Raw genomic sequence first — 21,090 nt, 5'->3', positions numbered from 1 at the left:
GGTTGCAATCTGTCGTTGACAAAATGCACATTAATGCATACGCAAAAATATGCAACAAGGAGCACACAACTGCCAGGAGGAGGCGTTGATGAAGACTTTGCTTGGAACATTCGCAGGGGCCGCGATGGTGATTGCGGGAGCCGCGACGATGACTGCGGCCCAGGAATACCCCTATCGGGACATAACGACGGCAGTGGTCTGGGGCGCCGGGGGCGGCACCGACACGATCAACCGCATGATCATGGCAGAGATGGAGAAACACCTTCCCGTGTCGATCAACGTCATCAACCAGACTGGCGGAGTCGCAGGCTCCAACGGCATGGTCTATGTGATGAACCAGCCCGATGACGGCTACACGCTGGTCGGGCTTTCGGAATCCAACGTCACCGCAGCAGTGCAGGGCGGCTGGGACAAGAAGTTCGACTTCTGGTACCCGTTCATCGTCGGCGGCTCGCCCGATCTCATCTCGGTGCCTGCAAACAGCTCCTACGCGACGCTCGAGGAACTGGTCGATGCCGCGAAGGCGGCGCCGGGAACCATTCCGGCGGCAGCTTCCGGGGCCGGCTCGATCCACCACCTGAACCTGCTGGCGATCGAGAACGGTGCGGGCGCGGAGTTTAAGTTCGTGCCATACAAGGGCTCGGCGCCGGGACAGGAGGCCGCGATTGCGGGCGAGGTCGCGCTCGTCGTGACGTCGCTGGCCGAACAGGCGCCGCTGATCGAGGGCGGTGAGCTGAAGCCGCTCGCCATGCTCACGCCGCAGAGCGCCGAGATCGCCGGCATCACCGTGCCCTCGGCCTTCGACATCTATGACGGGCTCGATGCCTATCTGCCGCTGAAACAGGCGATCGGCTTTGCCGTCCACAACTCCGCCTCCGACGAGGTGAAGGCAAAGCTGACGGAAGCCTTCGATGCCGCCATGGCGGGAGAGGCCGTCGCGGAATGGGCCGCGGCCAACCACTACGACATCGGCGGACAGTCCGGCGAGGAGGCGCAGGCCCTGTTCTCCAACCTCGAGAGCAACTTCGCCTACACGCTGCAGGACCTCGGCGTGGCGACCGTTGATCCGGCGTCGCTCGGGATCGAGAAACCCTGATACAAGGCAGGACAGTGACAGATGTCCGGGAGGCCGCCTGGCACTCCCGGACAAGGCCGGGGAGGGCACGCGTTGGACAAAGAAAACGACAGGACAGTGATGCGCGCCCGCGATTTCTGGGCATCTCTGGTGCTCATGGCGCTGTCCGTCTTCTTTCTGTGGCGCACATCGGACATCCCGCTGTTCAGCTCCACCCAGGGCGGCGTGAAGGGGGTCGAGTGGTTCAACTCTGCCGCGATCGTGCCGCTCGGAATCTTCTTCCTCATGCTGGTCCTGTCCGGCGTGCTGATGCTGATTTCGATCCGGGATGGCGGCGCGAGGCACGCGCTGAGTGCCGTCGGGCTCGGCTGGAGCCCGGCCGAGGCACTTCGCTTCGGCACTCTCGCCGTCATCTTCTTCTTCTACATCGTGGCGCTGGTGCCGCGCGTCGATTTCATCATTTCGTCGGGGCTGCTGATCACCGCGCTGATCTATGGCTACCATGCCGGAAGGCCGGCCCGGATGAAGCTCGCGATGCTGATCGTGGCCACCGCGGGGGCCGCATCGCTTCTGCTGCATTTCCCGCAATCGGAGTGGCAGGCGCATGACGACGACTGGATCGCGCTGCTGCTCTGGGTCGGGCTGACCGGCTGGATGCTTCTGACGGGGCGGGATGACCGGGTGATGCGGATCACGCCGCTGATCGCGGTGGGGGCGCCGCTGATCCTGGTCTGCGCCATGGCCTTCGGGTTCCGGCAGAACGTGCCGAACCGCGGCGGGCTGATCTTTTCGCAGATCGAATACCACTACTACGTGACGCTGCGGCCGCTCTGGAGGGAATGACGTGGATTTCGTGCTGTCCCAACTTGCCGGTTTCGGCGGCGCATTCGCCGCGCTGGTGGTCGATCCGCTCACCTATCTCTACCTCGTGACGTCCGTCTTCCTCGGCATCATGTTCGGTGCCCTGCCGGGCCTGACGGCTACGCTCGCGGTAACCATTCTGACGGGGTTCTTCGGCAACAAGATCCCGCTCGACTATTCGTTGATCGCGCTGCTCGGCGCCTATGTCGGGGCGATCTATGGCGGTTCCTACCCGTCGATCCTGCTCAACATCCCGGGCACCGCGGCCAGCGCCGCGACCGCGATGGACGGCCATCCCCTCGCCAAGGCGGGGCGCGGCGGCGAGGCGCTCGGCCTGACCACGACGGCCAGCTTCATCGGCACTCTGATCGGCACCTTCGCGCTACTGATCTTCGTCTGGGTCCTGCTGCTGATCTCGAAGAACATTGCCAGCCCGGAAAAGGCGCTGCTGGCGCTCTTTGGAATCCTCCTTTCGGGAACGCTCATGAGCGAGGACCTGGTGATCAAAGGCTGGATCGCCGGACTGATCGGGCTGGCGATGGCGATGGTCGGCCTCGACCCGCTGCTCTCCGAGCCGCGCTACACCTTCGGCTGGTCCTACATGATGTCCGGCTTCCAGGTCGTGCCAGTCCTGATGGGCGCCTTTGCCGTGCCGCAGGTCATCGACGGCCTAAGGCATGCCGAGGTCGGGAAACTGACGCAGTTCACCGACCGGATCGTGCCCAGTCTCGCCTCGATCCGGCGATACCTGCCGACGATCACCCGCTCCGGCGTCATCGGCACCGGCGTGGGTGCCCTGCCGGGTGTCGGCGAGGATGTCGCCGGATGGGTGAGCTACGGCGTCGGGAAAACCGTCTCGAAGGACGGCGGAAAATTCGGAAAGGGGTCGATCGAGGGGCTGCTCTCGGCGGAGACGGCGAACAACGCCTGCATCGGCGGCGCGCTCATCCCGTTGCTGGTTCTGGGTATCCCCGGATCGCCACCCGCGGCCGCGCTGATGGGCGCCTTCATGATCAACAACGTGATTCCGGGGCCGACTATCGATCCGGCGATCATCCTGCGCGTCGTGGCGATCCTGGTCATGGCATCGCTCACCATGTTCCTGATGGGGCTCTTCACGGCGCGTGTCTTCATCCGCATCCTGCGGATCCCGCAGACCGTGTTCCTGCCGGTGGTGCTGGTGCTGACCACCATCGGCTCCTTCAGCGTCGGTGGCGGGATCAACGATCTCTACCTGATGCTCGGCGTGGGATTCGTGGCCTATTTCATGAACATGCTGGCCTTCCCGATCGCGCCGCTGGTGATCGGGGTTATCCTGGGTGGGCTGTTCGACGAGACCTTCCGCCGCTCGCTCTTCCTCTCGGACGGCGACCTGACGGTCTTCGCCTCGCGCCCCGGCGCCGCGATCCTTCTGGCGCTGAACGCCGCCCTGATCCTGAGCCAGATCCCCGCCGTCCAGCGCGCCTTCGGGCGCCTGCGGGGGAGGGCGGCCTGATGTATGCCGTCACCGTTTCCTTCACGCTGCGGCCGGGCCGCATGGCAGAATTCATGCCTCTCATGGAGCAGAACGCGCGCACGAGCCTGGCGGAGGAACCCGGCTGCCGGCGGTTCGACATCTGCAGCGACCCGGGCAGCCCCGGCATCGTTTTTCTCTATGAGCTCTATGACGACAGAGCGGCTTTCGAGGTGCATCTCCAGTCGGCACATTTCAATGACTTCGATCGCGCCATCTCGGATATGGTTGCGCACAAGAGCGTCAGTTGCTTCTCGGAGGTGAGGTCATGAGCGAATGGGAGGTCCATGCCGTCAAATACGCGGACCGCAATGCACGGGTCCGGGGCGACAGCTTCATTTTCGACGACAATCACGACGCACCACATGCGATGGACTATTTCATGTGGCTCCTGCGCAAGGGCGACGAGGTTATCCTGGTCGATACCGGGTATGACGATGCCGAGGCGGCATCGCGGGACCGGCCGATACGGCTCGATCCGCGCAGCGCTCTCGCGCCGCTTGGCGTGACGCCGGAGGATATCGGGCAGGTGATCGTGACGCATCTGCACTACGATCACGCAGGCGGGCTGCATCTCTTCCCCAACGCGACCCTTCACATGCAAGCGGCCGAGATGGCCTATGCCACCGGTCCCTGCATGTGCCACGACACGCTCCGCATGCCGTTCTCGGCCGGTCATGTCTGCGAGGCCGTGCGCAGGCTCTACGCCGGAAAGGTGGTGTTCCACGAGGGCGCGGCCGAGATTGCCGAAGGCGTGACCGTTCACCGGATCGGCGGGCACAGCCGCGGCCTACAGTCGGTACGGGTGCGGACGCGTTCCGGCTGGATGGTGCTCGCCTCGGATGCGACGCATTACTACGAGAATGTCTTCGCACGAAAACCATTCCCGATCGTCGTCGATCTCCAGGACATGCTCGACGGATTCGACACGCTCCTGCGTCTTGCCAGCCGTCCGGATCTGATCATCCCGGGGCATGATCCACTTGTCCGCGACTATTTCGCTTGCGGTGCGGCCGATCACATCAGCCGGCTCGACCCCGGCCCGATCGCGGAGATCCCGAGATGACCGCGCGTGACCAGCTGCGGGGAGGACCGCGGCAAGCGACGACCGGGGCACGCATAGCGCTGATCAAGGGCGACGGAATTGGCGTCGACGTTTCCGAGGCGGCGATGCTGGTGGCTGAGGCGGCCTGCCGGCAGGCCGGTGCGCCGGCGCTCGATTTCGACGAGATCCGCGCCGGAGCCGGCTACTTCCGGGAGACCGGCCGGGACATCGAGCCCGGCGGCGAGGTACGGGCGGGCAATGCCGACGCGATCTTTCTCGGGGCCATCGGACTGCCGGAGATCCGTCATCCGGATGGCACCGAGATCTCGCCGCATCTTCGACTGCGCGATCGCTACGGGCTCTACGCCGGGATCCGGCCGGTCAAGGCCTATCCCAACGCGCCGCAGCGACTGGCCGATCCGCGCGCCGCGAAGATCGATCTGGTGATCTTGCGCGAGAGCACCGAGGGCCTGTTCTATTCCGCCGCCGCTCACGGGCGGGCGCAGGTGATCGGGGACGAGGAGGTTCGGGAGACCTTGCGGATCACGCGGGCGACGACCGAGCGGCTGCACCGCTTTGCCTTCCGCCTCGCCGGGAAGCGCCTGGCGCAGGGCAAGCGGGCGCGGCTGACCTGCGTCGACAAGGCAAATGTCTTCACCTCGATGGCGTTCTTCCGGAAGATCTTCGGCGAGGTGGCGGCCGAGCATCCCGATGCCGAGATCGGCTATAACTATGTCGATGCGCAGGCGCTGGACCTGGTCCGGCGGCCGTGGGATTTCGACATCCTGGTGATGGAGAACATGTTCGGCGACATCCTGTCCGATCTGGCGGGCGGGCTCGTGGGTGGCATGGGAATGGCGGCCTGCGGCGAGATCGGCGACGAGACCGGCCTGTTCCAGCCGGCGCATGGCAGCGCGCCGGACATCATGGGCCGGGATGAGGCGAATCCGTTGGCCGCGATCCTCAGCGCGGCCCTGATGCTCGACTACCTCGCCGAGAAGACGGGCATCGCCGCCTATGCGGCGGCGGGCGGCGCAATCGACATGGCCGTCGAGGCCGGCTTTGCCGCCAGGCAACTGAGGCCGATGGAATTCGGCGGCGACATGGGCACGCGCGCCGTGACCGACGCGGTGCTCACCCGGATCGAGACGCCCGAGCAATCCTTGGCCGCGGGCTGACAACCACAGCCGCAGGCGCGCGACCGCCAATCCGCTGCGTCTGCCTTCAGCACGTCAACCGGCCACAGCCTCACGGGGTGAATTGGCAAAGATTCCCGGCCTCAGCCAGGTTGTCACGGTACGGGTCAGGCTTGGGTCCCCATCCATGATCAGGTCGCCGTCCCGGATGGCGTCGCGATAGGTTCGGTCGCCCATCCATATATTCGACAGGGTCTTGACCGAACAGTTGAAGTAGACGTCGATGTCCTTGCCCGGATCCTTGATGCAGACTTCGGACTTTTCCGGGCTCACGACCAGCCACCAGTCACGCTGTTCGCTCAGGTCCGGGAACCGGAACTTGATGACCGTCTCCTGTCCCTTGATCTTTTCGCGGTCGATGCTGCGTTCGAGGTAGAGCATCAGGAACTCCACATCGAAATCCTGATCGAGGATCGTGTTCTTCGCCCAGATGATCCCCCACTCCCCGAGCGCGAACAGAACCGGCATGAGCGCTTCGCAGGCTGCGGTCGGGAAGTATTCGTACCCCTTCTGGCCGGGGATGCGGCGTCGGATGACCATGTTGTGGTCTTCGAGTTGTTTCAGCCGCTTGGTCAGAAGGGCCGGCGAGATGTCCCCCAGCCCGCGTTGCAGCGTGCTGAACCGCCGCCCGCCCATGAGCAGTTCTCTCAGGATCAGGATGGTCCAGCGCTCGCCGAGAATTTCCGCCGCCTTCGCGATCGGACAGAACTGATTGTAGTTCATCGTAGCTCCATCCGGTCGACCCGTCCCAGTTGAACTTCAGATAATGTAGCAGGTTTCTTCGCTTTTTGTAGCGGCTTGCTTTCATGCGTGAAGTATTTTGCCGCGCCTTTCTTCCCTATCCATTGGTCATCGGCGAGCGGACGAACCCTCGCCGCGACGCACCAAGGAGGAAAGGAGATGAATATCAGCGCAGTAGCGGCCCGGATGAGTGGAGGTTCCGCCCGACGGATAGGGCTTCGCGATCGTCTGGAGCTCCGTCCCCAGCGGCGCAGGCTTGGCCTGCCCGCGCCGCATCGGCCGGCCGATCTCGGCAACCGTCCCGAGAACTCGGCAGGCGAAGCCGACAGACCCAACTGGGATGCGCCGGGCCACTGGCACGACTGATACCTCACCCTCTTCCGCTGACTTCCCAATCATATGACCCCCGGAGATACGATCATGACATTCCACATAGATTTCACCGCATCGAATGCGGAAACCCTGCCGCCTTCGCCGATCGTCGAGTTCTGGAACGACACGCTGGCGCCCAAATTCGTGAAATATCGCCATATCCTCGAAGGTGGCCTGTCGCGCCACAGCGAAACCGTGATGCCGCTGCTCGATATCGCCCGCGGCGATTACGTGCTCGATGTCGGCTGCGGCTTCGGAGACACCGCCGTTGCCATCGCCAAACGCGTCGGACCGGAAGGCCGGGTTCTGGGGGTCGATTGCTGCGATGCCTTTCTCGACATCGCGCAGAGCCGACCGGACCGCATGTTCGTTCCCAATCTCCGCTTCGAGAACCGCGATGCCGAGCGCGACCTCGGCAGGGCGGATTACGATTTCGTCTTCGCGCGGTTCGGCACGATGTTTTTCACCAACCCGGTCGCGGGATTGCGCACGATGCGCCGTGCCCTCAGACCCGGCGGCCGCATGGCCCACATCGTCTGGCGCCAGAGGGAAGACAACCCGTGGCTGATCGCGGCCCGTGACGTGGTGCGCCAGTTCCTGCCCGCTCCCGGAGCGGACGCGCAGACCTGCGGCCCCGGTCCGTTTTCCATGGCCGACGAAGCTGTAACGCGGGCCAAGATGGAAGCCGCCGGCTTCACCGACATCGCCTTCCGCCGCGTCGACGCCAAGGTGCAGGTCGGTCGCGATATCGAGGATGCCGTCAGTTTCCAGCTCGCCATCGGCCCCGCCGGGGAGACCTATCGCGAATCCGGCGCCCTCGGTGAGGCTCGCCGGGCCGAGATCGTCTGCGCGCTCGCCGATCTGTTCGAGAGCGTGGAGCAGCGCGAAGGCGGTCTCTGGATGGACAGTTCGTCCTGGCTGATCACCGCCCGCGCTCCGGACTGACCGATTTCGCGAGGGGAGCCAAGGAGTTCACGGCCCGCCTCGCCCTGTTCGGCCGTTCGCGGCGCGACACCGCCGGCGCCGATGAGGCACCGGCACCGGGATGCGCATGCCGGCGCTCAGGCGCCGCCTCACGCATCCCGTCAACCAAACGCCGCTCCGCCAGGGGCGGCATCCAACAGCGGGGTCGCCGTCGCGCGACGTCGCCGATCCAAACCCAAATACAAAACCGAAAGGACCTACCATGACCCAAGTTTCCACCGCCCCCGTCAAGAATGGCGTCAACACCGAAGCCCTCATCGGCGCACGCGGCGCGTTCGCCGAAGCCCCTGCCGCGGCGCAGTTCACGTTCAAAAGCACCTGCGACTGGATCGAAGGCACATACAACCGCAACACGATCGGCGGCTATTTCGGCCTTGGCCAGACCCACGCGCGCAAGCGGACCTTCTCGATCGAGTCCGACCACCCGGAGGTCTTTGCCGCCGCCGACCGTGCCCCGGCACCGCCCGAGATCGTGCTCTCGGCGCTCGCCAGTTGCCTGACCGGCGGCGTGGCGGCGGTCGCCCAGCATCGCGGCGTTCAGTTGCGTTCGGTTCGCGCAACTGTCGAAGGGGATATCGACGTCCAGGGCATCCTCGGCATGGACCCCGACATCCGCAACGGTTTCTCCGCGATCCGCGTCTCCTTCGAGATCGACGCCGACGCCAGCGCGGACGACATCAACGCGATCGTCGCCCAGTCGCAGAAGCGCTCCGCCGTGTTCGACATCCTGACCAACCCGACCAACGTCGCCGTCACCGTCGCGTGACGCTCTCCCGCGCCTGCCGGGGCTCCCCCGGCAGGCGCCATTCCCTTTCTCACACAGGAGCCGGGCCATGAAACGGATCGACACGCTCATCATCGGCGCCGGGCAGGCCGGTCTGGCAATGAGCTATTGCCTGCAACAACGCTCGGTGCCGCACGTCCTCCTCGAACGCGGCGAGGTCGGCAATTCGTGGCGGACGGAACGCTGGGACAGCCTGCGTCTGCTGACCCCCAACTGGCAGAACCGCCTGCCGGGCCACGCCCGGGCGGGGTCCGACCCCAACGGGTTCATGGATATGACTGGAGTCGTGGATTTCCTCGATAGCTATGCCGCCCGGATCGCTGCCCCGGTTGAGACGCAGACCCGCGTCCTCTCGGTGTCCCGAGGAGGCGACGGATACCGGGTCGCCACCGACAAGGGCGACTGGACCTGCCGCAATCTCGTGCTGGCAAGTGGCGCCTGCAACCGCCCCAGCATCCCCGCTTATGCCGAAGAGCTTCCCGGCCACATCACCCAGCTGAGCCCGCTGGAGTATCGCAACCCATCCAAACTTCCCGAAGGTGGTGTTCTGGTGGTCGGGGCTTCGGCTTCCGGTGTCCAGATTGCCTCCGAGATCCGTGCAGCCGGCCGCGAGGTTGTCCTCGCCACGGGTCAGCACATCCGCATGCCGCGCCACTATCGCGGGCGCGACATTCAATGGTGGATGGACCGGTCCGGGATTCTGTCTACCACGACCGCCGAGGTCGACGATATCGCCCGCGCCCGCGCGGTGCCGTCGCTGCAAATCTTCGGCGATGCCAGTAAACAATTCCTCGACCTGAACGCGCTTCAAAAGAACGGGATCGAGCTTGTCGGCCGCCTGGCCGCAATCCGTGGCGACGAGGCGCTGTTTTCCGGGGGGCTGGCTAATGCGGCAATGCTGTCCGATCTGAAGATGAACCGGGCTCTGACGAGCTTCGACGCTTGGGCCGCCGAGGCAGGCATCGCCGGACTTCCATCCCCCGAACGTTTCGCGCCGACCCGCATCCCCGCCAGCCCGAAGCTCCGGCTCGACCTGGCGAAGGGAAAGATTTCGACGATCCTCTGGGCCACCGGCTTCCAGCCGGATTTCAGCTGGCTTCACCTGCCGGTGTTCGACCGCAAGGGGCGGCTTGCCCATCAGGATGGCATCGTTGCGCCGGGGCTCTATGTGCTCGGCCTCCCGTTCCTGCGCCGCCGCAAATCGTCGCTCATCGACGGGGTCGGCGACGACGCGGCCGCGTTGGCCGATCATCTTGTTCAATCCACCCGCTGCAATGCGGCCTGAAGAGAGAGGAAAGAGCCATGACTCTGCATACGAGCCCGCTAAGCGTTGACACCGACCGCGACGCGCGGATTCGGCAAGCGCAGACTGCCGTGATCGCGCGCATGCAATCGGATCCCGGCAAGGCCCGGAGCACGATCCTCACCCGCGGCCACGTCGGCGACGGCCTGGCCTGCCGGGTCACCCAGGGCGATTTCGAGTCCCTGCTCGATCTGGGCCGGGCGATGGGTGGTGACGGCGCCGGTCCGTCGCCGGGGTTCTTCGCCCGTGCCGCCATTGCCGGCTGCGTCGCGATGGCCGTCAAGATGCTTGCGGCGCGCGAAGGGGTCCGTTTCGAGGCGGTCGACGTGGCCGTGGAGACGGATTTCGACGATGCCGCCCTCTTCGGGCTCGGCGGGGGAAAGGCGGCTCCCTTGGAGACGCGCATCAGCATCGACGTCACGACCGACGCCTCCGAAAGCGTGGTGCGGAAGATTGTTGATCAGGCGCTGGCTTGGGACCCCTGGTATCTCGCGCTTCGGGACCCGCAGCAGGTGTCGACACACCTCTCCCTTCGCGACAATCCGTCGAACGGGTAGCAGGCGGGGACGCCGGCTGTCGGGCAAGTTCCCACGAGACCGGCTTGCCGCGATCGGGCATCACCTCGTCGGCCCGAGGTCCTCAAGGAGCAGGACCCGCGCGGTGGGCCGGGGCAATCCGGCCGGTCTTGCCTACCTCGGGGTGGCGGGGCAGGGTGGCGGCCGGAAGAATGGAAAGGAATTTGCCATGGACCTTGGGATTGCGGGCAAGCGGGCGCTGGTGACGGCCTCCTCGAAAGGGCTCGGGCGCGGCTGCGCCGAAGCGCTGGCCGCGGCGGGCGTCGAACTGGTGCTGAACGCGCGCGGAGCGGAGGCGCTGGAGCAGACGGCCGCGGCGATCCGGGAGGCGCAAGACGTGCCGGTGACGGCTGTGGCAGCGGACATCACCACGGCCGAGGGCCAGGCGCTGGTGCTGGCGGCCGCGGGCGATGTCGACATCCTGGTCACCAATGCCGGCGGGCCGCCGCCGGGGCTCTGGAGCGACTGGGACCGGGAGGATTTCATAGCGGCGCTCGACGCCAACATGCTCGCGCCGATCGCGTTGATGAAGGCGCAGCTTCCGGGAATGATCGACCGCGGCTGGGGCAGGGTGGTCAATATCACCTCGGTTTCGGTGAAGGCGCCGGTGCCGGTGCTCGGGCTGTCCAATTCGGCGCGTGCCGGGCTGACGGGCTATGTGGCGGGAACCTCGCGGCAGGTGGCGCCGTATGGCGTGACCATCAACAACCTTCTGCCGGGGATACATGCGACCGACCGGGCGGTGAGCCTCGATGCGGGGGTGGCGAAACAGGAGGGGATCACGCAGGAGGAGGCGCAGGCGCAGCGGCTCGCCACGATCCCGGCGCGGGCCTACGGGCAGCCGGAGGATTTCGGCGCGGCCTGCGCCTTCCTCTGTTCGCAGCAGGCGCGGTTCATCGTCGGGCAGAACATCCTGCTCGACGGCGGGGCGACGAATCTGTCGATGTGACGCTTGTCGTCTCAGGTCGTTCGGAAGACCGGCGTCCCGAAGCTGCGGCGTCCCGCAGGTCTGGGTACGGCGTGCGGGTATCGCGGCGGGAGCGCTAGGCCGGACAGCACTCACGCCAATCTGCGCTCAGCGCCTGCACGGCATCCTCCGGTGCCGCAAAGGCAAGCTGCACGTCGCCATGCCGCGAGAAGAAGAGGCTGTCCGATCCCGCTTCTGCGGCCGAGATCACGAAGAGGAAATTGCCGGACGCGCCGCCGACCAGTTTCTGGTCTCCGTTCAGGAGATCTTCGTGCATTTTGTCAAGAAACGCCTGCAATGGCTCGAATTCAGAGGGTTTTCCGCCGCTTTCGATGACTCCGGCCAGGCTCTGGCACCAGGCCGTGAGCCGGTGTCCGTTGCGCTCCAGAAAACTGGCAACCTCGCGCGGCCGGTCGGGTTCTGTCACCGTATAGAGGGCTTCGTCGCATGATCTCGCCAGAAAGTTCGCCGTCACCCCGCCGGAAATGGTCTGCGCCTCCCGCTGCGGCGCCTCCACGCGAAACGTCACCTCGTCGAGGTCGTCGAGGAATTGCTTCAGGCGTGCGCAGAACGCTGCGATCCCGTCGGTGTCGTGAACATCGAGATCTGTCAGCGCGTCATCGGCCATGCCGAACGCGACCACGGCGCGGTTGGCGACGACACAGGTAAACTCGGGTCGGTCCGGTGCCGTCAGCACCAGCCGCCGCGCAAGGACGATGTCGTCGACCTTCCTGAGCACCATCACGAAAAGACCGGCCTCCGGCAGCGATGTCAGGCGGCCGGTGGTATCGGCCCGTCCGGCCGCCGAGAGTCGCACCAGCTTGTTTCGAAGGATCCGATCCTGGTCCACGAATGCCGCCTTTCCCTACGCGATGCTACCGCTTCAACTCTCGAAATACCCGCAAGCTTCGGCGGTCGTTGTCCGCGCCCATCCCAGGTCGACATCGGGGGCGAACACCACCAGCAGGGCCGTGTCGCCGTCCGCGCCGAGGCGACGCGCCACGAGCGTTCGGGACGGCGTGACCAGGCAGAATTCGCATCGGTCGCCGAAACGATCCCCAAAGAACATGGCGGCAGCGCGGCCAAGCTCGTCGAGCAGCTCCTGCGGCTGATCGATATGCGAACTCGCGCGAAGAACGGTCCTCGCGCGCAGATCGCTCAGCATCGCGCAATCGATTTCGGAATGCGCCAGCCGCAGCGATGCAAGATGGTCCTGATCCCCCATTGGCGCGAATTCGATTGCGTTCTGCCCGTTCATCTGGCCTCGGATCACTCCCACCTACCGGCCCCGGTCGTCCCGGTCAATGTCGCCGGGGCCTGCGCGCGGCGCACGTCTTTTCCAATTATCGGCCCCGGGTATCAGAGGACCTTCTCCGTCAGGACGGATCTCGGGAGGCGCTGCGACGTGCCCCTCTCCGACGATTTCTTAGATTCCACGCGCTTTGGCACCACCACCGAGTGCGCAGCAGGACCCGTGCCGGATCGGGCGGCCGGTTTGGCTGCGCCACGGGACCGGCTCCAGGCGGCATATTGCACAGGTTCCGACGCGGGCTCCGACGTCGACCCGGAGGTCGCGAGTTCGAAGACCATTTCGAGCAGTTTTTGAAGGAACTGCTCCGCGCCGCTCTTTTCCCAGATCTCCCGATCGTCGCCGGCGCGCGCGGCGTCGAGCAGGGAGATCGGGAACACGCCCTGGAAAAGGCCGTCCGTCTCCGCGCGGACGCGGGCCAGAACACGCTGTCCGTCATGCTCGGTGAGCAGTTTGTCGAACCGTGTCAGCAGGAGCAGCCCATGTTCGCGAAGATCGTCCGGCAGGTCACGCCACGTCGCTGCCTCGCTCTGGCGCCAAGCCTGGGTCGCGTGGCTGCACCAGATCACCGCATCGGCAAAAGGGATCGTGCGCTGCCAGCTCTCCGGCGTGAGGTTCGGATCCGAAATCCCGGGCATGTCGACGATATCCATCAGCTGAAGCACGTCCGCCTGCAGACGGATCAGCACATAGGCCGTGTCGTCGACCTGCACCGAGGAAAGGTGCTCCTCGGAGAGAGTCGTGGGCGTTCCCGAGAGGTCCACGCGTATCGGAGCGCCGAAGCCATAAGTGTACCAGATCGGCGGCATCTGGGTCGCCGTGACCCGCACGGGAGACTTGTCCGCTTCGAGAAGCAGGTTGGCCAGCGTGCTTTTTCCGGCACTGAACTCCCCCATCAGGGCGACCACGGGCTTCGCGGCCGTCTTGTGCAAGTGGCGTGTCATCCGCGTTTCTCCAATTCCTCTGACCTGACGTGTTTCGAGAGAACCTTCTTGGCGTTCCGCAGCGCCTCGGCCTTCAGGAGGCGTTCCGATCCGAGGCAGAATTCGGCGACGTCCTTTTCGCCGACCTCGGAGCGGGTCGAAAGCTCCGTGAGGATGTTGCGCTGCATCGCGACGAACTCGCTCAGGATCTTCTCGGCCGCCTCGCGATTCACGTCGCCGTAGTCTTCACTGAGACTGTCGAGGATCGACCGGGTCTCTTCCCGGACCATGCCCGAGAAATCCTTGGCGATGGCGTTGTGGCCGCGGCGGCGTTTCCACCAGCGGGACCACCAGCCGCCGCTGAGATCCAGAGCGATCGTCTTGCCCAGAACCACCGGTGGCGGGAAGACCGGAAGCGCCGGTGCCTCGAGCCAGAACGTCGCCTCGTCGAGGTCGAAAGCCCGGAAATACAACTCGCGGATTTCCGCCGCCGCGCTTTCGTAGACCTCCCGGATCGCGGATCGCGCGCGGCCGGTATAGACAAGGCAGGCAGAGCGGAACAGAACGCGCAGGCCGGTCGGGTCATAGTGCCAGGTGGTCAGCTCGGCGTTCTTTTCGAGATGCGCGGCCAGCGCCGCGGTCGCGCGCGTGGTGAAGCCTTCATGCGCGATCTCGAGGCGCCGGTTGAAATCCTTGGTGAGACCGTCGAACGCCGCGTTCAGCTGCGCGATGGCGCGGCTCTCGATCCGCTCCAGCTCTCCGGGAAGCGAGATGTGATTGAGAGGAATGACATTGGATTCGATCTTCGGGCGCGCCGCCGGAATCAGCGAGGCTTCGAGGCTGCTCGCCAGGTTCATGGCCGAACGGGCGACGCCATCGGCAACCTCGCGGCCCAGATCCTTGTCCAGCCTCTCGGAGAGCACTTCCAGAAGGCGGGGGACACCGGACAATTCCCAGATGATCCGGTCTGTCTCGGTCCCCTCGTTACCCTCCGGCCAGGCGATTTCCTGTGCCTCGCCCCAGCGGATCATCGCCTCGGCGCTCGCCGCATTCATCTGTCCGAGGCTTCCGCGCAGCGCATGTGTGGCCCAGTAGGCGCTTCCGAAAAGGATCTCGGCATCCTCGGGGCCGCGATGCTTCCGGATCGTCTCGCGAATGCTTGCGCGGATCTCCTCGACCTGGCGCGCCGGATCCGGCAGTTCGTCGATACGGTTCACGAAGATCACGACGTTCCGCGACGGGATGTTGGCGATCAGCCGGACCAGTGCGAGGTCGACCGAGGACATCGCCTGGTGCGCCGACAGGACGACGACGCAGGTGCGGCTCTCGCGGATCGCGCGGATGGTGATCTGCTCGCGCATCATGAACGTGTCGTTGACCCCCGGCGTGTCGCGGATGCAGAGGTTCATCGGATATTCCGGCCGAAAGACATAGAGGTCCGCGGATTTCGTGATGTCGGCAAAGCGCCCCTGTGACGGCGACAGGTCGCCCGACATCTCGATATCGTCGCCGAGGCAGACATAGCGCTCGATGAGTTCCTCGTCGAAGGAGCTGTATTTGTGCTCCTGGCCCATCATCAGCTCGAACTTGCGGCCGAGCCGCCGTTTCGATTTCTCGCGCATGGTCTGCAATTGCTGTGACACCAGCGCCAGATCGTCATCCGCTCCGGCGCGGCCGGCCAGTTCGCCGAACCGCCCGCCACGGCTCATGAGCCGGTCCCACTCGTCTTCGGCGAAGAAACGGAACACGGCCTTTCCGCAATAGGGGGTCTGTTCCCTCTGGAGGTGAATCGAGGTGACGACCGAGGTCCATGGGTTCACGTCGGCCGGCAGAAGATCCGGCGTCCCGATCATCGCGTTCACAAGCGTCGTCTTGCCCGATTTGACCTGGCCGATCATCGTCACGCTCGGTTCGACCTGGCGCAGCCGGTTCTGCATCGTGCGGGTCGCGACCGCCACGGAGCGTTCGCCATAGCTGGCGATGACGTCGATCGAATTGTCGATCTCGTCCAATGTCTTGGAGAGCGACCCGAAAACGGCGGCGCTGTTGCGCAGCATCCCCGCATTAGCCGCCTCCGAGACGTGCCGTACGGCCTCCGTTTCGGCCGCATCACCGTCTGTCAGTTCGAGCGTCTTTCCGATCATCATTCGGGTTCATCCCAGGGTTGCTTCGGGCCAGACGGACACAGGACACAACACTTCGGGCAACCAAGGTTGCGCCCGGCGCCGAACCAAGTACTCAATTTTGATATTTTTAAGAAAATCTGGGAGAAACTAAGGCAATCTTCAGGCGAAAACGCCTTTGATGTTTATATCAGGCCGCGAGGCGGGATTCGAACTCGGACCGTAGCTGAAGGAGCACGGACGCGGCATCGATTGCGGGCGCGCCGTCCTGCTCTATCTCAAGCAGAAGCACGAGTTCTTCGGCCTCGATCAGCAGGTCGGACAGAGCCAGAATCGCCGGATCATTCCGTTCCTCCGCATTATCGAGAATGAACGAGAGCTGGCGGATCATGTCGCCGCATCGCGCGATGAAATCGGCTTTCGGCCCGTCTTGACCGGAGGTTTCCAGCAATGCGATGGCCTGTTCGCGGATATAGGCGCAAGCACTGCGGATCGCGGCATTGTCCTTTCGGACGACTTCCGCCTTCCCGGCAAAGCTGTCCGCGCCGGAGCCGGGACCGATGCCAAGAGACAGGATTTCCGCGTCCCGGGGTTCCGGTGGCGTCGCGGCAGCCGATGGCGCGGGGGCAGAGGCAGGGTCTCGATATCCCTGTTTTCTCAGAAATATCAGTGCCATGTCGGCATCGGCGCGACGGCCGTCCGCGGTGTGTCGCTCCAACCCTTCGACCAGCGGGCGGAGCGGTGTCGCGCGTTGCGCCGGATCGCCGGTGCCCGTCTCCGTGTCCGCAAGCTCGATCGCGAAAACATCGAGGAACTCACTGGCAAGAGATTGCTTCAGCTCCCGCACGCGGGTGCCGGTGGTGTCCTGCGAGATCAGGAGGAACGCATGGTCCATCAGGCGTTCCGGCACGCTGCGCCAGAATTGCTGTTCCGCCGCGGTGAAACTCCGAGAACACCAGACCGCAATATCGGCCTTGGCCGCGGCCCAGCGGAGGGCGGCGCGCCTCTCGGCCTGGCTGCCGTCGATCACGAGGTCCAGAACGGTGAAGTGCCGAAGCACCGGCGCCTCGCAGTGCCGTTGAACAAAGACCGCGTCCTCCGGCAGGGTCTCGCCCGTCAGGTCTTCATGGTCACGGACGGACCCGTCAGCATGCGTGACCTTCACCTGCGCCCCAGACCCGAATGTCACCTCTTGCACCGGTCGCGCGCCCGTTTCCGGGATCAGGTCGGTTTCGAGCAGGGCATTGATCAACCGCGGCTGGTCGGAGTCCGCCAGCCCCATGAATGCGATCCGCAAGGGCGTTTCCAGGCGCGCGAGGTATCGTCGGGCCTGCTCCCTGGCGGCCTCGGTCGAGTCTCCGGCGGCGATCAGGTGTTTCAGGTGCCCGATGATGTCTTCGACCGCCGATTCCTCCGTCATCGCGCCTGCCTCCCGACCTGTTCCGGCGATATCCCGACCGGCGCGGCCGCGGTCTCCGTTGTCGGCCGCTCCGACCTCGGAACCACCCTCAACGGTTCGACCGCCGGCTTCTGACGGCGCAGGGAATGGGATTGCCCGCCGGGCCGGGCTCGATCCACGCGGGCCGGAAGCCGCACTTTGAGGACAACGATCGACACGTTGTCCTGGCAGGGATCGCCGAGGCGCTCGATCTCCTCGAGCAGGCGCGCCGCGATTCTCGCGCTCGAAGCCTCCTGAAAGTGTGACAGAACGGTGCGGATGCGCTCGAATTCCAGGAATTGCAATCCGTCGCTGGCCACGACGACGATGTCGCCATCGCGCAGGACCAGCCCGGCCTCGGGACAGTCCACCCGAGCGATTTCGCCGCCGGAAACAACCGATGTCAGGCAATGCCGGTCCGGATGGTCCACGGCCAGTTCCCGGGTGATCTTGCCTGTCCGCACCATCTCGTCGATCTGGGCGCCGAAGGAATGATCTTCGTTCACTTGATGTAGCGTGTCGTCTCGGAACAGGTAGAGGACCGAATCGCCGATCGAGATCCAGTGCATGCGGTCGCGACGGATATGGGCGGCGACGAGCGTCGCGCCCATGCCGGCGGTATCGGGATACTCTTCGGAGTAGGCGCGCAGGCAGTCATTTGCGCCGTTGGCGGCCTTACGGAGCATGTCGCATATGCCGTGATCCGGGACCTCGGCCTGACCGGAGGACATCTTGAGTTCGCTGAAGACCTCTGTGATCACGATCTTGCTGGCGATATCGCCAGCAGCGTGGCCGCCCATCCCGTCCGAGAGGACGACAAGGCCCACGTCGCCGCCGACCGGAAAGTCGGAAATGACCGCATCCTCCTGGCAGTCGCGTTTGCCGAGGCTGATTGCCGATGCGGCGTCAAGGTGGGGTTCACCTTGCCGCAGCATAGAGATCACCGGCACCGGTTTCGTCTTCCCAGTCGAAATCCGGCCCGCAAAGCGCCACGAAGCGTAGCGTCGTCTCGCCGATCCGGATCCGGTCGCCGTCGTTGAACGGCTCGGTGCTGAGGACCGGAATCCCGTTCAGCCGCACCGGGTTGGACTTGCCGCTATGGCCGATGAAAAAGGCGCGCTGCTCGTCGTCATAGGCAACCACGGCATGGCCGTCCCGCGACACGCTCATGTCGCCGAAATCCAGCCGGACGGCCTGGTCCTCGCCGCGGCCGATTTTCGACACGCCCGTGAACAGCGGGAAGAACGCACCCCGCCCGGGGCCTTTCTCCACCACCATCCAGCCCACCGGGAAGGTCGGCTGGCAACTGGCTGCGCCCTGCCTCGCCGCACGGTCAAACGGATCGGCCGGAAGCTCGTCGGGACGGTGGAAGCCGAGCAGGCGAGTCCGGACCCGCCCCGAACGGCGCTGTTGAGACGCGGCCTCGGACAGGTCCGCAATTCCCGCTTCTGTAAAGCCCGGTGTCGCCGGTTCGATCTTGGAGGCGTCTTCGTCCTCCGCCCCGGTCCCGTCGATGTCCCAGATGTTGACTCTGGAGGCGGATTCCGTCCTCTGCGCCGCGATCGGCTCCGCGGGTGACGCGGGAACGTCCGACAGTTCGGCAGCATCGGCCGATTGCGGGGAGGGCGCGCCGAACGGCATGTTGTCCTCGGTCTCGCCGGCGAGCGGCGGAAAGCCGAGATCGTCCGCCGGCCCGAACGGATCTTCTTCATAGGCATCCGCTTCAAATGCGTCCGCTTCGGCCATCGGTTCCTGCCAGGGGTCCGCAAGCGTCTCGCTGTCGTCCGTTGTTTGGTCGGTCAGACCGGGCTCTTCGGCAAAAGCGTCAACCGCACGCTCCGGCTCCGCAGCATCGGCCGGCATCCCGGTTCCGGTGTCTTCCTGTTCCTGCCGTGCCCGTGCAAAGAGACCGCCGGCATCGGGGCGCCGGATCACGAATTCATCGGGGGCGTCGTCATCGTCCTCGAAGAGGGCGGTGTGGTGATCCGCCTCAGCCGACATTCCGGTGTCGCCAAAATCCTCTTCCGTATCGTCACTCTCCACGACATCGCTGTCCGACTCCGTCCGACGATTGGACGCAAAGTGATCGAAATTCGTGGACTGCCGCAGATGCGGGAGGTCCAGTTCGGCAAGCCCGTCCTCCGCATCGCCCGCCGGCGGCACCTCGCGCAACGCGGCGGGATCGGTGAAGACCACATCGACATGCGCAGCCTTCGTCCTGTTGATCAGTTCGTTGAGGAATCTCATCCGTCAAATTCTCCAGCCAGTTGCCCCCTGTTGCTCACGTAGAGAGGGGGAAGGTTCCATTTGATGGCGAAGCCTCGCCGGGGGTGTTTCGTCCTGCTATATGGCGCGTCGGCATGCGCCTGTTCCGCCGGATCCTTCGGGGACCGGACCACGCGCGGGACAGAGTCCACGCCCTGAGCGGTGATGCGCGGGTCCGGCGCCGGACGGTTGCCGCCCGCGCTCTCGCCGGTCCCGGATATGTTCCGTTCAGCTTCCGTGTCGACCGACTCAAAGGAAGACATTTCGGCGGCCTCTTCGGTCGGCACCTGAAACTCTTCCAACGCTTCGGACATGGCCTTGCGCTGCTGCTTGGCCTTCTTGCGCTCCTGCGCCTGCAACGCCTTTTTCTGCGCTTCGGCCTCGCGTTCCAGGCGCGCCTCCTCGGCGGCCTGGCGTTCGAGCGCGGTGTTTGTCTCGAGCACGAGATCCTGCACGAGTTTCTCGATCCTCGCGTCGCTGCGGGCCTTTTCGAGCGCTGCAACCTTGCGGCTCTGGTCGTCGATGGCCAGCAGCCAGCTCCGCGCGGACTGAACCCGGTCGGCGGCGACGACGGCCAGGGCCTTGTCGATCGTCTCTAGCACGCGCGGGTCATACCGGTCGTACCGACCCTTCAGCGGCAAGTACGGGTCCTGTCTTCGTTCGATCATAGCAGCGAGCCGGTACTGGCTCGGCGGCGGAGCCTCGCCGGTAATCGCAAAGTAAAAGGTCGCCGCGAGCGCGTAGAGGTCGCTCGAGGCGGAATGCTTCATCTTGCGGGCATAGAACTCGTGCGGCGAGTAGCCATCCTTGACCGATTGCAATCGCGTGGACAGCTTGCTCTTGCGGCCGCTGTCGCGTGCCGATCCGAAATCGATCAGGACGGGCGTGTTGTGCCGGTCGAGCAGGATGTTGTCCGGCGAGATGTCGCGGTGCAGCACGCCCTGTTCGTGAATGTAAGAGACCGCCCCGAGGACCGTCGTCAGGATCTCGCGCAGCTGAAAGGGGCCGATCCGTTCCGGATCGGTCTCGACGATCTCCTGGAGATCTTTCCCTTCGACGAAATCCATCGCCATGTAGGCCGTCTTGTTGTCGTCGAAGACCTCGTGAACGCCGACGATATTCCGGTGCTGGAGCCGGGCCAGCGCCCGCGCCTCGGCCCGAAACAGGTTGACCAGGGAAAGATACTCGCTCAGGTGATCCATCGAACGAACCTCGACGGCTTCGTCCTTGCGATGGCAGAGAAAGCTCGGGAAACATTCCTTGATGACGACGATGCGGTCGAGGCTGTTGCGCGCGAGATAGGTCATTCCGAACCCGCCGGAGTTCAGGAACTTCTCTATCCGGTATTGACCGCCGGCCAGCGTGACGCCCGCACGCAGCATGTCCCCGCCGGTGTCCGACCTGGTTTCGCGTCCCGGCTCATTCGGTCTCTCGGACATTCGGCGGCCTCTCGGTAGCGGACGTTGAAGACAATGCCTCCCGTCATCGGATAGCTGTTTCCGAAAATTCATCTCATACTGTGGCCGAATAATGTTAAAATGCGGGAATTCTGTGGCAGCGGTCCGGCCCGGGTGTCCGTGAACCCGACCGGAAGGCATGAAAAATAAGGACGGCGG

At 64.9% G+C, this 21,090-nt stretch carries 21 protein-coding genes; 12 read left to right on the top strand and 9 right to left on the bottom strand.

What is annotated here, in order from left to right; all coding sequences use genetic code 11:
* The first annotated feature begins 88 nt into the window (after positions 1-88).
* From EU800_RS05280 to EU800_RS05255, 6 genes are all read left to right on the top strand, one after another.
* Entirely contained in the window at positions 89-1,096 is a 1,008-nt protein-coding gene (locus EU800_RS05280; RefSeq protein ID WP_207209853.1) for a tripartite tricarboxylate transporter substrate binding protein, read from the top strand.
* 72 nt (positions 1,097-1,168) lie between these two features.
* The gene (locus tag EU800_RS05275; RefSeq protein WP_242500405.1) at positions 1,169-1,918 is read left to right on the top strand and encodes a hypothetical protein; all 750 of its coding nucleotides are present in this window, start codon (positions 1,169-1,171) and stop codon (positions 1,916-1,918) included.
* 1 nt (position 1,919) lies between these two features.
* Positions 1,920-3,431, top strand: coding sequence for a tripartite tricarboxylate transporter permease (locus EU800_RS05270; protein WP_129629288.1), 1,512 nt, complete (start codon positions 1,920-1,922; stop codon positions 3,429-3,431).
* Positions 3,431-3,721 (top strand): putative quinol monooxygenase, encoded by a 291-nt coding sequence (locus EU800_RS05265; RefSeq protein ID WP_129629287.1) that lies wholly within the window; start codon positions 3,431-3,433, stop codon positions 3,719-3,721. Before EU800_RS05270 ends, EU800_RS05265 begins: the two co-directional genes overlap by 1 nt.
* Positions 3,718-4,515 (top strand): N-acyl homoserine lactonase family protein, encoded by a 798-nt coding sequence (locus EU800_RS05260; protein ID WP_129629285.1) that lies wholly within the window; start codon positions 3,718-3,720, stop codon positions 4,513-4,515. Before EU800_RS05265 ends, EU800_RS05260 begins: the two co-directional genes overlap by 4 nt.
* Positions 4,512-5,672 (top strand): isocitrate/isopropylmalate dehydrogenase family protein, encoded by a 1,161-nt coding sequence (locus EU800_RS05255; protein ID WP_129629283.1) that lies wholly within the window; start codon positions 4,512-4,514, stop codon positions 5,670-5,672. Before EU800_RS05260 ends, EU800_RS05255 begins: the two co-directional genes overlap by 4 nt.
* Before the next feature lie 54 nt (positions 5,673-5,726).
* Here the strand turns inward: EU800_RS05255 and EU800_RS05250 are convergent, their stop codons facing one another.
* Complete coding sequence (locus EU800_RS05250) at positions 5,727-6,413, bottom strand: winged helix-turn-helix transcriptional regulator (RefSeq protein WP_129629281.1); 687 nt, start codon at positions 6,411-6,413, stop codon at positions 5,727-5,729.
* A gap of 177 nt (positions 6,414-6,590) precedes the next feature.
* Between EU800_RS05250 and EU800_RS05245 the strand changes: the two genes are divergently transcribed.
* The 6 genes from EU800_RS05245 (at position 6,591) to EU800_RS05220 (ending at position 11,398) form a co-directional block, all read left to right on the top strand.
* Positions 6,591-6,797 (top strand): hypothetical protein, encoded by a 207-nt coding sequence (locus tag EU800_RS05245; RefSeq protein WP_129629279.1) that lies wholly within the window; start codon positions 6,591-6,593, stop codon positions 6,795-6,797.
* A gap of 54 nt (positions 6,798-6,851) precedes the next feature.
* The gene (locus EU800_RS05240) at positions 6,852-7,748 is read left to right on the top strand and encodes a class I SAM-dependent methyltransferase (protein WP_129629277.1); all 897 of its coding nucleotides are present in this window, start codon (positions 6,852-6,854) and stop codon (positions 7,746-7,748) included.
* Between the two features lie 241 nt (positions 7,749-7,989).
* On the top strand, positions 7,990-8,553 hold the full coding sequence (locus EU800_RS05235) for an OsmC family protein (RefSeq protein ID WP_129629275.1): 564 nt from the start codon (positions 7,990-7,992) through the stop codon (positions 8,551-8,553).
* A gap of 67 nt (positions 8,554-8,620) precedes the next feature.
* Positions 8,621-9,856: an NAD(P)-binding domain-containing protein gene (locus EU800_RS05230; protein WP_129629273.1), complete on the top strand. Its 1,236-nt coding sequence runs from the start codon at positions 8,621-8,623 to the stop codon at positions 9,854-9,856.
* 17 nt (positions 9,857-9,873) lie between these two features.
* Complete coding sequence (locus EU800_RS05225; RefSeq protein ID WP_129629271.1) at positions 9,874-10,431, top strand: OsmC family protein; 558 nt, start codon at positions 9,874-9,876, stop codon at positions 10,429-10,431.
* A gap of 187 nt (positions 10,432-10,618) precedes the next feature.
* Positions 10,619-11,398: an SDR family oxidoreductase gene (locus EU800_RS05220; protein ID WP_129629269.1), complete on the top strand. Its 780-nt coding sequence runs from the start codon at positions 10,619-10,621 to the stop codon at positions 11,396-11,398.
* A gap of 94 nt (positions 11,399-11,492) precedes the next feature.
* Here EU800_RS05220 and EU800_RS05215 read toward each other — a convergent pair whose 3' ends face one another.
* The 8 genes from EU800_RS05215 to EU800_RS05180 form a co-directional block, all read right to left on the bottom strand.
* The gene (locus tag EU800_RS05215; protein ID WP_129629267.1) at positions 11,493-12,266 is read right to left on the bottom strand and encodes a hypothetical protein; all 774 of its coding nucleotides are present in this window, start codon (positions 12,264-12,266) and stop codon (positions 11,493-11,495) included.
* Between the two features lie 33 nt (positions 12,267-12,299).
* On the bottom strand, positions 12,300-12,674 hold the full coding sequence (locus tag EU800_RS05210; protein WP_129629265.1) for a hypothetical protein: 375 nt from the start codon (positions 12,672-12,674) through the stop codon (positions 12,300-12,302).
* Positions 12,675-12,775: 101 nt separating this feature from the next.
* Positions 12,776-13,669 (bottom strand): GTPase, encoded by an 894-nt coding sequence (locus EU800_RS05205; RefSeq protein ID WP_129629263.1) that lies wholly within the window; start codon positions 13,667-13,669, stop codon positions 12,776-12,778.
* Positions 13,666-15,795 carry a dynamin family protein gene (locus EU800_RS05200; RefSeq protein WP_129629261.1) on the bottom strand — a complete coding sequence of 710 codons (2,130 nt, stop codon included), beginning with the start codon at positions 15,793-15,795 and terminating at the stop codon, positions 13,666-13,668. The genes EU800_RS05205 and EU800_RS05200 overlap by 4 nt, the downstream gene beginning before the upstream one ends.
* 166 nt (positions 15,796-15,961) lie before the next feature.
* Positions 15,962-17,191, bottom strand: a complete 1,230-nt coding sequence (locus EU800_RS05195) for a hypothetical protein (RefSeq protein WP_129629259.1) — start codon at positions 17,189-17,191, stop codon at positions 15,962-15,964.
* Positions 17,188-18,144 carry a PP2C family serine/threonine-protein phosphatase gene (locus tag EU800_RS05190; RefSeq protein WP_129629257.1) on the bottom strand — a complete coding sequence of 319 codons (957 nt, stop codon included), beginning with the start codon at positions 18,142-18,144 and terminating at the stop codon, positions 17,188-17,190. The genes EU800_RS05195 and EU800_RS05190 overlap by 4 nt, the downstream gene beginning before the upstream one ends.
* Positions 18,128-19,456, bottom strand: a complete 1,329-nt coding sequence (locus tag EU800_RS05185) for an FHA domain-containing protein (RefSeq protein WP_129629255.1) — start codon at positions 19,454-19,456, stop codon at positions 18,128-18,130. The genes EU800_RS05190 and EU800_RS05185 overlap by 17 nt, the downstream gene beginning before the upstream one ends.
* The gene (locus tag EU800_RS05180) at positions 19,453-20,913 is read right to left on the bottom strand and encodes a serine/threonine-protein kinase (protein WP_165354562.1); all 1,461 of its coding nucleotides are present in this window, start codon (positions 20,911-20,913) and stop codon (positions 19,453-19,455) included. Before EU800_RS05180 ends, EU800_RS05185 begins: the two co-directional genes overlap by 4 nt.
* Positions 20,914-21,090 lie beyond the last annotated feature (177 nt).

It is taken from the genome of Tropicimonas sp. IMCC6043 (assembly GCF_004146235.1).
GTDB lineage: Bacteria > Pseudomonadota > Alphaproteobacteria > Rhodobacterales > Rhodobacteraceae > Tropicimonas.
The sequence above is the reverse complement of the archived record's forward strand: the minus strand, read 5'-3'. Positions and strand labels throughout refer to the sequence as shown.

Coding starts and splice junctions, on each gene's coding strand:
- EU800_RS05280 (WP_207209853.1), top strand. CDS start 89: ATGAAGACTTTGCTTGGAACATTCGCAGGGGCCGCGATGGTGATTGCG.
- EU800_RS05245 (WP_129629279.1), top strand. CDS start 6,591: ATGAATATCAGCGCAGTAGCGGCCCGGATGAGTGGAGGTTCCGCCCGA.
- EU800_RS05200 (WP_129629261.1), bottom strand. CDS start 15,795: ATGATGATCGGAAAGACGCTCGAACTGACAGACGGTGATGCGGCCGAA.
- EU800_RS05230 (WP_129629273.1), top strand. CDS start 8,621: ATGAAACGGATCGACACGCTCATCATCGGCGCCGGGCAGGCCGGTCTG.
- EU800_RS05260 (WP_129629285.1), top strand. CDS start 3,718: ATGAGCGAATGGGAGGTCCATGCCGTCAAATACGCGGACCGCAATGCA.
- EU800_RS05185 (WP_129629255.1), bottom strand. CDS start 19,456: ATGAGATTCCTCAACGAACTGATCAACAGGACGAAGGCTGCGCATGTC.
- EU800_RS05190 (WP_129629257.1), bottom strand. CDS start 18,144: ATGCTGCGGCAAGGTGAACCCCACCTTGACGCCGCATCGGCAATCAGC.
- EU800_RS05210 (WP_129629265.1), bottom strand. CDS start 12,674: ATGAACGGGCAGAACGCAATCGAATTCGCGCCAATGGGGGATCAGGAC.
- EU800_RS05220 (WP_129629269.1), top strand. CDS start 10,619: ATGGACCTTGGGATTGCGGGCAAGCGGGCGCTGGTGACGGCCTCCTCG.
- EU800_RS05205 (WP_129629263.1), bottom strand. CDS start 13,669: ATGACACGCCACTTGCACAAGACGGCCGCGAAGCCCGTGGTCGCCCTG.
- EU800_RS05235 (WP_129629275.1), top strand. CDS start 7,990: ATGACCCAAGTTTCCACCGCCCCCGTCAAGAATGGCGTCAACACCGAA.
- EU800_RS05240 (WP_129629277.1), top strand. CDS start 6,852: ATGACATTCCACATAGATTTCACCGCATCGAATGCGGAAACCCTGCCG.
- EU800_RS05255 (WP_129629283.1), top strand. CDS start 4,512: ATGACCGCGCGTGACCAGCTGCGGGGAGGACCGCGGCAAGCGACGACC.
- EU800_RS05250 (WP_129629281.1), bottom strand. CDS start 6,413: ATGAACTACAATCAGTTCTGTCCGATCGCGAAGGCGGCGGAAATTCTC.
- EU800_RS05195 (WP_129629259.1), bottom strand. CDS start 17,191: ATGACGGAGGAATCGGCGGTCGAAGACATCATCGGGCACCTGAAACAC.
- EU800_RS05225 (WP_129629271.1), top strand. CDS start 9,874: ATGACTCTGCATACGAGCCCGCTAAGCGTTGACACCGACCGCGACGCG.
- EU800_RS05265 (WP_129629287.1), top strand. CDS start 3,431: ATGTATGCCGTCACCGTTTCCTTCACGCTGCGGCCGGGCCGCATGGCA.
- EU800_RS05180 (WP_165354562.1), bottom strand. CDS start 20,913: ATGTCCGAGAGACCGAATGAGCCGGGACGCGAAACCAGGTCGGACACC.